Source organism: Mycolicibacterium pyrenivorans (genome assembly GCF_025821625.1).
Classification (GTDB): Bacteria; Actinomycetota; Actinomycetes; order Mycobacteriales; family Mycobacteriaceae; genus Mycobacterium; species Mycobacterium pyrenivorans.
Map to the genome: position 1 here is coordinate 24,164 of NZ_JACKSH010000017.1, position 11,862 is coordinate 36,025.

At 63.4% G+C, this 11,862-nt stretch carries 12 protein-coding genes; 7 read left to right on the plus strand and 5 right to left on the minus strand.

What is annotated here, in order from left to right; genetic code table 11:
* The first annotated feature begins 97 nt into the window (after positions 1–97).
* The 3 genes from H7I57_RS01450 (at position 98) to H7I57_RS01460 (ending at position 3,798) form a co-directional block, all read left to right on the plus strand.
* Positions 98–1,225, plus strand: coding sequence for an FAS1-like dehydratase domain-containing protein (locus H7I57_RS01450; RefSeq protein ID WP_264021472.1), 1,128 nt, complete (start codon positions 98–100; stop codon positions 1,223–1,225).
* Complete coding sequence (locus H7I57_RS01455; RefSeq protein ID WP_264021473.1) at positions 1,222–2,481, plus strand: CaiB/BaiF CoA transferase family protein; 1,260 nt, start codon at positions 1,222–1,224, stop codon at positions 2,479–2,481. Before H7I57_RS01450 ends, H7I57_RS01455 begins: the two co-directional genes overlap by 4 nt.
* Before the next feature lie 72 nt (positions 2,482–2,553).
* Complete coding sequence (locus H7I57_RS01460; RefSeq protein WP_264021474.1) at positions 2,554–3,798, plus strand: acetyl-CoA hydrolase/transferase family protein; 1,245 nt, start codon at positions 2,554–2,556, stop codon at positions 3,796–3,798.
* A gap of 26 nt (positions 3,799–3,824) precedes the next feature.
* Here the strand turns inward: H7I57_RS01460 and H7I57_RS01465 are convergent, their stop codons facing one another.
* Positions 3,825–4,529 carry a GntR family transcriptional regulator gene (locus tag H7I57_RS01465; protein ID WP_264021475.1) on the minus strand — a complete coding sequence of 235 codons (705 nt, stop codon included), beginning with the start codon at positions 4,527–4,529 and terminating at the stop codon, positions 3,825–3,827.
* Positions 4,530–4,723: 194 nt separating this feature from the next.
* Between H7I57_RS01465 and H7I57_RS01470 the strand changes: the two genes are divergently transcribed.
* From H7I57_RS01470 to H7I57_RS33690, 4 genes are read left to right on the plus strand one after another with little or no spacing between them, the layout of a single operon-like run.
* Positions 4,724–5,338: a hypothetical protein gene (locus H7I57_RS01470; RefSeq protein WP_264021477.1), complete on the plus strand. Its 615-nt coding sequence runs from the start codon at positions 4,724–4,726 to the stop codon at positions 5,336–5,338.
* Complete coding sequence (locus H7I57_RS33395; RefSeq protein WP_264021478.1) at positions 5,335–6,579, plus strand: cytochrome P450; 1,245 nt, start codon at positions 5,335–5,337, stop codon at positions 6,577–6,579. The genes H7I57_RS01470 and H7I57_RS33395 overlap by 4 nt, the downstream gene beginning before the upstream one ends.
* A 5-nt stretch (positions 6,580–6,584) precedes the next feature.
* A complete protein-coding gene (locus tag H7I57_RS01480) occupies positions 6,585–7,397 on the plus strand; it encodes a thioesterase family protein (RefSeq protein WP_264021479.1) in 813 nt (270 codons plus the stop codon).
* A gap of 23 nt (positions 7,398–7,420) precedes the next feature.
* A complete protein-coding gene (locus H7I57_RS33690; protein WP_372510087.1) occupies positions 7,421–7,927 on the plus strand; it encodes an SDR family NAD(P)-dependent oxidoreductase in 507 nt (168 codons plus the stop codon).
* On the opposite strand, the gene H7I57_RS01485 is transcribed toward H7I57_RS33690, so the two are convergent.
* Genes H7I57_RS01485 through H7I57_RS01500 form a run of 4 tightly spaced genes read right to left on the minus strand, consistent with a single transcriptional unit; the run spans position 7,824 to position 11,843 of the window.
* Positions 7,824–8,648 carry an SDR family NAD(P)-dependent oxidoreductase gene (locus tag H7I57_RS01485; protein ID WP_264021480.1) on the minus strand — a complete coding sequence of 275 codons (825 nt, stop codon included), beginning with the start codon at positions 8,646–8,648 and terminating at the stop codon, positions 7,824–7,826. The two genes, H7I57_RS33690 and H7I57_RS01485, sit on opposite strands and share 104 nt — an antisense overlap.
* Positions 8,649–8,667: 19 nt before the next feature.
* Entirely contained in the window at positions 8,668–9,867 is a 1,200-nt protein-coding gene (locus tag H7I57_RS01490) for a cytochrome P450 (RefSeq protein WP_264021481.1), read from the minus strand.
* Complete coding sequence (locus tag H7I57_RS01495; protein ID WP_264021482.1) at positions 9,860–10,969, minus strand: dihydrodipicolinate reductase; 1,110 nt, start codon at positions 10,967–10,969, stop codon at positions 9,860–9,862. The genes H7I57_RS01490 and H7I57_RS01495 overlap by 8 nt, the downstream gene beginning before the upstream one ends.
* 46 nt (positions 10,970–11,015) lie before the next feature.
* Positions 11,016–11,843, minus strand: coding sequence for an SDR family NAD(P)-dependent oxidoreductase (locus tag H7I57_RS01500; RefSeq protein ID WP_264021483.1), 828 nt, complete (start codon positions 11,841–11,843; stop codon positions 11,016–11,018).
* Positions 11,844–11,862 lie beyond the last annotated feature (19 nt).

Sequence of the window (11,862 nt, forward strand, 5' to 3'; positions counted from 1 at the left end):
TCTACACGTATACAAGAGTACTAGCGGGGTTCCCTGGCTGGCGTTAGGGCCCCGACTGTCGAGAACGAACCTTTTCCGGCGAGGGGTGAGGAACCGCGTGGCGACAATCACCGATGAGGCACTGGAACAACTCCGCGCGAAGATCGGCAAGCCGCGGCTCACCCGTGAGGAACCAACCCTCGAAGAGGCGTCCAAGGACGCAATCAGGCAATGGGCCCGAGCGATCGGTGACCGTGACCCGCGGTGGACCGACGACGACTATGCGTTGCAGACGCCGGCAGGCGGCATCATCGCGCCACCGAGCATGATCTACGGCTTCTCGTTGCAGGCGATCGGGGATCGCAGCGGGCTGCCGGGGGTGCACTCATTTTTCGGGGGCGCCGAGCATGAGTGGTATATGCCGATCCGGCGTAACGACCGCATCGATGTGTCGGTCAAGTTGCTGGACGTCGCGATCCGACACGGCGAGTTCGCCGGGCGCTCGGTCAAGCAGACCTCAGAGGTGCTGTTCACCAACCAGAATGGTGAGCTCGTTGCGAGGTCTATGCCGTGGGGTATTCGCACAGAACGCGGTATGGGCAGTATGGGGTCCAAGCACAAGGACCTGTCGCCGGCCGAATACACCAGCGAGGACATCGAACGGATCGCGCAACTCTATGCAGAGGAGCCGTCGAAGATCCGGGGGAGCGCGCCGCGATACTGGGAAGAAGTCGCGGTCGGCGATAGTCTCGGCGAACTCATCCGCGGTCCGTGGACCGCAACCAACTCGGTGTGCTTCATGCGTGTCTACGGCGGGCAGTTCCTCAAGACGCACAGCTATTGGTATGACTACCTGGCTAAGCACCCAAAGGCCGGCCGCCCCAATCATCAAGGAATTCCTGAAGGGCCGTCGCGCGGCCACTGGGATAACGAGTACGCCCGCAGCGTTGGCGTGCCCGCGGCCTACGACTACGGTCCCGAGCGGATCGGGTGGCTGTGCACGCTCGCGACCTACTGGGCAGGCGATCACGGCACCCTGCGCAAGTTGAACGTGACGCTGCGCAGGTTCAACCTGCAAGGCGATCTGACCACATTAACCGGACGCATCACCGACAAAGTTGAGGTAGACGGCAGATCAGTGGTGAGGGCTGACATTTCCGCGACCGACCAACGGGGCATCGTTACCGCTGCCGGCGAGGTTGAGATCGAACTACCGCGAAAGACCGACGGAGAGAAGACACGATGACCGCCACTTCTTCAGGGCCCAGCACCAACGGCGCCGGCGAACTCGCCGGACCGCTGTCCGGAATCCGGATTCTCGATTTCACCCGCGTGCTCGCGGGTCCGTTCGCGACGATGATGCTCGGCGACCTAGGCGCTGAGATCATCAAGATCGAGCGCCCCGGTAAGGGCGATGACTCGCGTTACAGCGGGCCGAAGGCCAACGGGGAGAGCACCCACTTCATTACAGCCAACCGTAACAAGAAAAGTGTCGTTCTCGATCTGAAGAATCCCGAAGGTGTTCGGGTGGCGCGAGAATTGGCGGCCAAATGCGATGTCGTCATCGAGAACTTCCGTCCCGGCGTCATGGCAAGGCTGGGCCTGGATTACGACGCACTGCGCGAAGTGAATCCCGGCATCGTGGTCGCGTCGATCTCCGGTTTCGGTGCGTATGGTCCGCTCCGCGATCGCCCTGCCTTCGACGTGATCGCGCAGGCTATGACCGGCGCCATGTCCGTCACTGGTCATCCGGACCAGCCGCCCTCACGGCTCGGTGTCGCCATGGGAGATCTGGCCGGCGGCCTCTACGCCATCATCGCCATCCTGGCGGCGGTTCGTGAGCGCTCGGTGACCGGCCGCGGCGCCGCCATCGATATCGCGATGTACGACTCGATGCTCGGCTTGATGCACTACTACCTGACCGACTATTTCCTGACGGGAGAAGACCCGGGTCCGGTCGGATCCGGCAATCCCAGCATCGTGCCCTATGGCGCTTACCAGGCCAAGGATGGAGACATCATCATCGCCGCATTCCAGACGCAGTTCTGGCGGCGGCTGTGCGACGTCATCGGGCGCCCGGAATTGTCGCGCGATGAGCGGTTCGCCACCAACGATCTGCGCGTCGCCAACAAAGCGGAACTCACCCAGATCCTCGAAGAAGTCCTCACCACCAGGACCCGTGCCGAATGGTCCGCGGCACTCGATGAGGCGGATATCCCCAACGCGTCGGTGCAGAAGGTCAGCGAGGTGGTGGTGGCTCCGCATACCGAAGCCCGGGGGATGATCGAGCAGGTCGAGCACCCGATCGCTGGAACCGTGAAAATGACCGGACGTCCGATCAAGTTCGTCGGACGGGACCGGGAACCGCTGCGTCCCTCGCCGATGCTCGGCGAGCACACCATCGAGGTATTGCACGAGCTGCTTGACTACACCGAAAAGGACATCGACAACCTAGTCGCCTCTGGGGCAACGGAACTCGGCGCTTTGCCGGTGGAGGTCTGATCCTCCGCCGTGGCACGCTCGATGGATCAGAGTTGGGCCAGAGCTGACTGGCGCGAGCTGTACCGTAGCCGTGTGGTGGATGCGCGCACCGCGGCAGCCAAGGTCCCCGCGGGAAGTCTGCTGGTGTTCACTTCCTACGAAGGTGAGCCGACAGTCCTGATCGATGCCATGATCACCGACGGCGTACTGGGTACGTGTCGGGGTTTCCAATCAGTGCGAGGCACCCGTGGGCTGCTCGCCGACCCGGAGGTAACGGGCGGATTCCGGTTGCTGACGTATTCACCCGGCGGCGCGGCCAGCACCGCGGTGGCCGACGGTACTGCGAGCTTCCTGCCGGGATCGATCCACACCATCTGCCGTCTGCTTGAAGATGGCGATATCGCGCCCGATGTCGCGGTGGTGAACATGTCCATGCCCGATGATGACGGGTACTGTTCCTTCGGCACCAGCACCGACTTCGCGGCCATGGCCGCATACCACGCCCCCATCGTCATCGCCCAGGCCAACGCCGCCATGCCTCGGGTCTGGTCCGAAGCGAGGCTGCATGTTTCAGAGATCGACTGGTTCGTTGAAGTCAATGAGCCGTTGACTGTCCCGACACCGACAGTCGTGGACGAGGTGTCTGAGCGCATCGGTGCTTATGTGGCCGAATTGGTGCCGGACGGGGCGTGCATCGAGGTCGGCATCGGGGCGATTCCGGACGCGGCGCTGGACGCCCTCAGCGGACATCGTGAACTCGGTATGCACTCGGGACTGTTGACCGACGGGATGCGGCGGTTGTACGAAAAGGGGGTGCTCACCGGGACACGCAAGGAAATCGATGGGGGACTACTGGTGGCCAACCAGCTCCATGGATCGCAGGACCTCTACCACTTCGCGGCAACGTCACCCGCGGTCAGCATGCGACTGGCGGCCTACACTCATGATGCCCGGATTATCGGTGCCCTCAGTAACTTTCACGCGCTCAACTCCGCTATTGCGGTGGATATGCGCGGTCAGGTCAATTCAGAGTACCTGCGCGGTAGGCAGGTCGCGGGCACCGGTGGTTCGCTCGACTTCGCCATTGGGGCATCGGTGTCTTCTGGTGGAAGATGCATCGTGGCGCTGCCGTCTACGGCGGGGGGCGGGAAGTACTCGCGCATAGTGCCGACGCTCGAAACTGGAAGTGTTGTAACGCTACCCGCGGTCCTGGTTGATTTTGTTGTAACCGAATATGGAACCGCGCGACTGACGGGGTGCACCTTGGAAGAGCGCGCACGCGCGCTTAGTGCCGTGTGTCATCCCGATTTTCGTGACCGAATGCGCGCGGGATCGTGACGGCGTCGTTGGGCGCTACGACGCCCTCAGCTGGATTTGCCGGCAGCTTTACCATCTGTGCCGGCGTCGAAATCATGACTGGCGCAGAGGTGGGCCCGCATCTGCTTCTCAGCCCGGTCGACGTCGCCGTCGCGAATCGCGCCGATGATCGCAACGTGTTCTTCGATGGTGCGACGCAGCCGCGCGGAGCTGCGTTGGCTGGAGCTGTAGAACCGGTACTGGTCGACGCGGTTATAGACTTGGTCGAGGAATCGCGCCAGCATCTTGTTGTGGGTCGCGTCGAAGATCGCCTGATGAAATGCGCGCGCCGAGGCGAGCGCCATCGCCGTGTCGCCGTTCTTGGTCTCGTACCGCATTTCGGAGATCGTTCGCTCGAGCTGCGGCACAATCGTGTCGACGGGCTGGCGGGCAATCACTTGGCGTACCGCCAGTATTTCCAGCGCGACCCGAATCTCGTGGACGTCTTCGGCCTCGGCCGCCGACAGGCTCGCGACCAGGATTCGCCGGTGATGGCGGGTCAGCAGACCTTGTATCTCGAGCTCGCGAAGGGCTTCCCGCACGGGTGTGCGGCTGACCCCGAGCTGGGTCGCGATCTCGCTTTCGGTGATCGTCTGTCCCGGCGTGAAGGCCCCGGAGAGGATCCCGTCACGAACCGCGACAAAGACGTCGCCGACGGCCGACGACGAGCGTTGCTGAGCGGCCGAAGTGGTCGCGAACGGAGTGGGTTGCACCGAAGGAGTCCTCTCTCTCGGCCTCCGACAGGTGGCCGCACGATCAGCCTTCTCGGGCTGCCAGCCCAGACGGGTCAGGCCGGGTGGCCTGGTGCATGCTTGTATGCGAATGTCCAGCTGGTAGCCCAGAGTAGCAACTCTAAACCTCGAATCAGAAGAGCGGCACACGATGGTGCCATGGCGGAAGGGTGACAGTGTCTGAAGAGCTAGCGAATATCTTCTCCGCGGCCGAACGGTTGATCGATCAGCTCGACAACCCGCTGCACATCGCGATCATGGAGAACTACCGCATGCACGCGATGCTGGAGTACTGCGGCCGTTTCGAGGAGCTCCTCGCCCCCGAGATGACGATCGAGCGCCCCGTGTACCGAATCTGCACTCCACAGACGGGATACCGTGTCTACGACGGCATGGACGAGGTGCGCAACGAGTTCTACGCACCGCTTGTGGAGCACGGTCAGACGGTGCAGACCAAAGAGCAGGAGCACCTCGCCGTCAACGATTGGGGATTCTCCCAGGAACAGTTCGTGCACCAGCATCTGCGGGGGCGTGCGGCGCGGACGAAGGGACACGATATCGACGATCGTGACCTCGACGGCTACTTCATTGAGGACCATTGGACATCGATGTACTTCATCTACAACGACGAGGCGCGGCTGATCGGCGAACACATCTATCACTCGCCGGCCACCGATCTGCGTGAGATCACCGTCGATGAGTTCTATGATCTCGAACAGCTGCGGGCGGTGCTCGAACCCAAGATCGCGGCAGGTCCCCATCGCCGGCTCTCGGTGGGGAGCGGCTCGTGAGCGAGACGATTTTGTCCGATATCCCGACGTTCTTCTCTGCGGAAGTCGCTGCCGACCCGTACGCCTTCTATCGAAGACTTCGCGCCGAGGCGCCCGTGCATTACGACCATGATTTGAACGGCTACCTGATCAGTCGGCACGCCGATGTGGCGAAGGGGTACCGGGATCCGATCTTCAGCTCACGCAGCTACGAGCGGATCATCGAGCCGGTCTTCGGGCGCTCGCTGCTACAGATGGATGGAAAAGAGCATGCGCGCAAGCGCGCGCTGGTGACTCCTTACTTCCGCGGTAAGGGTCTGGAGGCTTGGCAGGGCGTCATCATGCGCAACGCCGTAGCCATCCTCGGTGATGCCACTGCGGACGCGGCCGCGCATCTGGCCAGCCGGTTCGAGCCAGGCCAAACGGTCGACATCGTCGAGGAATTCTGCAATTACCTTCCGGTGTATGTCATTACCGAGATGCTCGGGCTGCCGCAGGCGGATTATCCACGGTTCAAAGGTTGGTACACCGCCCACACCAATTTCGTCGGCGCGTTCGGCTCTGATCCTGAGATCGACCGGATCGGGCGGGCCGCGACCGCCGAACTGTGGGATTACCTGACGCCGATCATCGCCGAGCGACGCGCAAATCCCGCGTCCGACCTCATCTCGACGCTGGTGACCGCGGAAGTCGACGGCGAGATGTTCGACGACATCGAGGTCAAAACCCATATCACCCAGCTGCTCAATGCGGGTTCGGAGACAACGGGCAAGGCGCTGGCGAGCATGATCGCGTTGGTGCTCGAGAAGCGCGAGTTGTTCGAGGAGATACGCGAGGATCGTTCCAAGGTGACCGCGGCGATCAGCGAGACGCTGCGGTACATCCCGCCCTCCCAGATGAATAGCCGGCAGGTGACCGAGGACATCGAGCTACACGGCCAGCACATCCCCTCGGGGTCGCTGGTGGTGTTGATGATTGGCAGTGCGAACAGAGACGAATCCCGGTTCGAACATCCCGACGTATTCGATCCTCAACGGTCCGATTTGGATCACGAGAAGGTGTTCAACAACACCGGGGAGCATTTTGCATTCGGCGGCGGGCGGCACTTCTGCCTCGGCGCGATGCTCGCCCGCAGCGAGATCGATGTCGGGATGAACCTGTTGATGGACCGGTTCCCGAATATGCGTGTCGCCGACGGGTTCACGCCGACCTGGACGGGAGTGAAGGCGCGTTATCAGCCGCAGCTCCTGTTGACGCTGTAGCGCAGATGGTGGACGCCTACTACGAGCGGATCGACCAGAATAACTTCCTCGGTGAGCGATTCAGCGCGACCGAGTATGTCCGCGGTGCGTGGGATCCAACCATACAGAACGCAGCGCCCGTATCGGCCTTACTCGTACGCGCCATAGAGCGATGCAGTCCCCGCGAGGATGCTCGCCTGACCCGAGTGTCAGTCGACCTTCTCGGTCCTGTGCCGATTTCCGACGAGCTGTGGGTTGTCGCGCAATTGGAGCGAACCGGTTCGAGGATCGAACTGGTGAGTGCCGAAATGCTCGCTCCAGCCCCGAGCCATGCGCTGCGCACCGTCGCCAAAGCCACCGCCTGGCGGTTCGCCCGGTTTGATACCGGGGCGCTGACGTTCGCGGCGGACCCGCCCCTGCGCCCAGTCGGCCAGGCCGCCCGGTTCGAGATCGACGGGACCACCGCACAGAGCTACATCACCAGCCTGGAGTGGCGCATGCTCACCGAGCTGCACGATATTCCCGCGGAATCGTGGGCGAAGCCGATCGTAAACCTCGTTGCAGGAGAGGTGATGACGCCGCTGGAACGGTTGTTCACCGTGGCCGATATGGCGAATGGGCTGGGAACCCGTATCGAGATGCTCGACTGGATGTTCATGAACACCGATCTGGCGGTGCACATCCACCGGGTTCCTGACGGCGACTGGATCGGTGTACGGGCCGAAACGAATTATGGTCCCGATGGTGTCGGGGTCTCGGCGGGCACGCTGTTCGACCAGCGCGGCGCGATCGCCAAGATCCAGCAGGCACAGCTGCTACGCCCCCGACCGGTCAAGTGAACGAGCTCCGGTTCGACGACGAGGTGGTTGTCGTCACCGGCGCCGGCCGAGGAGTCGGCCGCAGTCACGCGCTGTCGTTCGCCGCCCGCGGAGCCCGCGTCGTCGTCGCCGACCTCGGCGTCCAGGTCGACGGGAGCGCGCCGTCCTCCGATCCTGCACATGAGGTGGTGGGGGAGATCAGCGCGAACGGTGGGGAGGCGATCGCTCGCTACTGTTCGGTCGCTGACGAGGACTCGGCCGCCGCGATCGTTGCGGCGGCCGTGGACACCTACGGCCGGATCGACGCGGTGGTGAACAATGCTGGAATCGGTCTCGGCGGCTTGTTCGCGGACACGGATCCTCAGCAGTTCCGCACCCTGATGGATGTGCACTACTTCGGCACTCTCTACGTCACCCGCGCGGCGTGGCCCCACTTCGTAAGCCGCCCTACTGTTTGTTGGTCAGCCGGGTGGCCCACGCCATCAATCCGGTGTAGTGCACACCGATCAGCCGCGGCAGGGCGGCGGCCACCCAGCCGTCGGGTCCGATGACGATTCTCGCCCGGTTTCTGTCAACCCCGCGCAGGACCAGCCTCGCCGTCTTCTCAGGCGACGTCCGCGCCGCGCGCTCATACTGCTTCACCGCCTTATCGCGGTCCTCGGTGTCGGCCGTGCGCATGTTCACACCGAAGTTGCTGCGCACGACACCGGGATGCACGCTGTGCACGGTCACCGGATGGTGGTCGACGATCATTTCCTGACGAACGGCTTCGGTGAAGCCGCGCACAGCGAATTTTGAAGCGCTGTAGGCACTTTGATAGGCGAACGCGATGAGCCCGAACGCGCTGGAGATGTTGACCAGGCGTGCGGGCCGCCGCGCCGATCCGGCCTCGATGAGCTGCGGCAGAAATGCCTTGGTGCCGTTGACCACGCCGCCGACATTGATCGCCATTAACCAGTCGAAGTCGGCAAAAGACATGTCGATTGCACTGGCGTAGAGGTCTACCCCGGCGTTGTTGAACACCAGCGAGGCGCACCCGAGGTCACGGCGCACGTCGTCTGCGAACGACAGGACGGCCTCCCGGTCGGTGACATCGACCGGGTAGGCGCTCACCCGGTCCGAGCCGCAGCCAGCCTGGGTGTCGGCCAGTGCTGACGGGTCGATGTCGGCTGCCGCGACGCGTGCGCCGTCACGCGCGAGGGCGATCGTGAGGGCACGCCCGATGCCCGAACCTGCGCCGGTGACGACAGCGACTCGATCGAGGTATCGCACGTACGTGATGCCTGCCGCGTCAGCCCAAGACCAACGGCAGCTTCGCCCAGCCCCGCACGCTCTGAGTGTGTGCCTTTTCGGCGGCGTCGTAATCGACGCTCCAGTCAGGCCACCGTTTGAGCACTTCCTCGAGCGCCACGCGTGCCTCCATCCGCGCCAACGAGGATCCCAAGCAGAAGTGCAGACCAACGCCGAAGCTCAAATGGCTTCCCTTGCGGTGGATGTCGAAGCGATCAGGGTCTTCGTAATGGCGTTCGTCCCGATTCGCCGATCCGTTGATTAGCAGCATCGCAGAACCTTCTGGCACCCGCTGTCCGTAGAACTCGGCATCGCGGGCGACGTAGCGCGCCTGAACCGGCGACGGGGCTTCGAAACGAAGCACCTCCTCGACGGCACCGCCGATGAGAGTCGGGGTGGCCGCAAGTTCGCGGCGCTGGTCGTCGTGGTCGGCGAGTAGTTGCCCGGCGAAGCCGATCAGGCGTGTGGTGGTTTCGTTGCCGGCTCCGGCAATCATCACGCTGTAGGCGAGCGCCTCGTCGCGGGTCAGCCGGCGGATGGTGCCGTCGGTCTCCTCGACGTCGGTGTGCAGCAGATCGGTCATGAGATCGTCGGACGGGTTGTCTGCGCGCCAGTCGATGTAGTCGGCGAACAGCTGGAACATGTTGGCGAATGGGTCGTCTTTGAACTCGCCGAAGCCCTCTTCGGAGATGGCGAGGAAGTCGTCGGCGCCGTCCCGGATGGTCACCTGACTGCTTTCCGGGATGCCGAGCAGCGCACCGATGACACGCATCGGCATCTGCTTGGCCAGCACGGTCATCAAGTCGAATCCGGACTCACCGACGAGTGGCTCGAGTGCCTCAACGCAGAAACGGCGCGCCAACGGTTCGATGGCGTTCATCCGTCGGGGAGTGAACACCCGCGACAGCATCTTTCGGTGCAGGTCGTGGATCGGCGGATCTTCGAAGAGCAGGATGCCGGGAGGCACCTCGATGTTGTTGACCAGGAAATCCAAGATCGTGCCCTTGCCCGACCGGAAGGTTTCCCAGTTGTGGAGTTCACGCTGCACGTCGTCGTAGCGGCTGAGGGCGTAGAAGCCGAACTTTTCGTTGTGGTAGAGCGGTGCCTCGTCGCGCAGGCGCTTCCAGTACGGATAGGGATCTGAGTCGATATCGAAATCGTACGGGTCGTAGTAGACGTCGCGGGCCGCGGCTTCAACCATGATGTAACTCCTGTTTTCGGGTGGTCGCTGGGGCTGGACGGGGGGTGGCGCGCCGAGTCACGATCGACGGTCCTGACAACGGAAGCTCGATGATGCCGGGCGCGGCGGCAACGACGGCGGGGATAGCGTTGACGACGGCCATGGCCGTGGCTGTGACGCCCGGATTCACGGTATCGCCGATTTCGGCCTTGTCGAATTCGAAGTCGACCCGAAACCCAGGGCGGCCCGAGATGTGGAACGACATCCCGCCCGTCAGCCGGCCCGGGTCGGGCCAGTGGGACGGCCATGGCGCGCTCGACACCGCGGCGAAGTACTGCACTGCGACGATGGGCTGCTTGTCTATTGTCCCCGCGAGCCGCCAGCGGTGCGCACAGATCGTGCCCGCCGGCACCACCCCGATAGCGGTGTCGAGGTCAGTCGGAGTCAGTACCGTCTCCCAGTCGACTTCGAGGCCATCCAGGGTGAGTCCGAGGATGTCGGCGACGTAGCGGACAACGGTTGACCAGTCGGCTTCGACCTTGCCATAGGCGATGCGCGCCGGCACATAACCATCGGCTTTACCGAAACCCATCGACTCGTGCAAGACGTCCCAGATGGGGTATTGCGCATCGAGCTGGATGGCGTAGAGGTCCATTCGGTACGCATCGACCCGCCCAGCGCCGGCAAGCAGAGCGGTGGGGACGTTCAGGCTGATGAAGCCTGGTTCGCCGCCCGTCGCGTAAAAGGTCGCCCCACCTTGGTCAGCCGCGGACCCGATGGTGTCGAGCCACTCCTGTGGGGCCGCAGGTGGGTAGATCAGCGGTATTGTCGAGATCGTCACGACGTCGATGCCGGATCGCAGGTAACGGGCGATGTCCTCGACCGCGTGCTCCTCCCGACGGACCGCAGTGGCGCAATAACACACGCAGTCCGGTCGCAATGCGATGACCGCGTCCACGTCGTCGGTTGCCGTGACGCCGACGTCGTCGCGGCCGCAGAGGCTACCGGCGTCGACGCCGACCTTCTGCGGTGTCGTGACAGCGACGCCGACGAGCTCGAGTGCGGGATCGTCGATGATCGCCCCCAACGCCTCCCGTCCGGTGAGCCCGGTGCCAGCGTGCACCACACGAAGTCTCGGCCTCGTGGTACCAGTCATCGTCGTCCGAACCTCAGAGGGCCAACAACGCCGCGGTGCGATCCCACAATTCGCGCGCGGCTTCGCGGTCGCGGGTGATCTTGTGGTTCTTCGCGACCTTCCGTTTGACGTAGTACTCGCCGGACGTCCAGCCGTGGTCGGCCGCGGTCGTGGCCAGCCAGACGAGTTGGTCGCATCCCTGCTCGGGTGTCGTACCAATGAGTCGACCGATGCCGGTGGCCTGGAAGAGCGCGATCCCACGGGAACTGGATCCCGGCGCGAAGTTGGACACCACCCAGCCTGGATGGAACGCCGCGCAGGTGATGCCATCAGACCTATAGCGTTGATCCAACTCCAAGATGAACATGTTGACTGCGATCTTGGACAGCGCATAGCCTTTCATACCGCTGGTCCGTCCGTCGTGGAGGAGGTCGTCGACACAAACGTTTCGGATCAGCGGCTGATATGCGCTCGAAGTGCTGACGACCGTGGCGCGTGACTCGATCAGACGATCCAGCAGCAGGTTCGTCAGCAGGAATGGTGCGAGATAGTTGACTTGCAGGACGTTCTCGTGGCCGTCGACCGTCGGGCTGTCTGAACTCACCATTCCGCCGGCGTTGTTGGCCAGGACATCGATGCGCTGGTAGCGCTCCTTGAGGTCGTCGGCGAGTCGGCGTACCTGGTCGAGCTCGGAAAAGTCGGCGACGAAAAAGTCGGCTCCGGTCTCCGCGGCCACCGCCTTGGTTTTCTGCGGTGAGCGGCCCACAATGACGACGTTCTCGCCATCGGCGGTCAGCCGGCGTGCCGCGGCCGCTCCGACGCCGTCGCTGGCACCCGTGATGACGATCGTTTTGCCCGCCATGTCGTCAATCCTCTCCTCA

What these genes read in the sequence shown, in the direction of transcription:
- H7I57_RS01455 (WP_264021473.1), top strand. Translation starts at nt 1,222, where the DNA reads ATGACCGCCACTTCTTCAGGGCCCAGCACCAACGGCGCCGGCGAACTC.
- H7I57_RS01480 (WP_264021479.1), top strand. Translation starts at nt 6,585, where the DNA reads ATGGTGGACGCCTACTACGAGCGGATCGACCAGAATAACTTCCTCGGT.
- H7I57_RS01490 (WP_264021481.1), bottom strand. Translation starts at nt 9,867, where the DNA reads ATGGTTGAAGCCGCGGCCCGCGACGTCTACTACGACCCGTACGATTTC.
- H7I57_RS01500 (WP_264021483.1), bottom strand. Translation starts at nt 11,843, where the DNA reads ATGGCGGGCAAAACGATCGTCATCACGGGTGCCAGCGACGGCGTCGGA.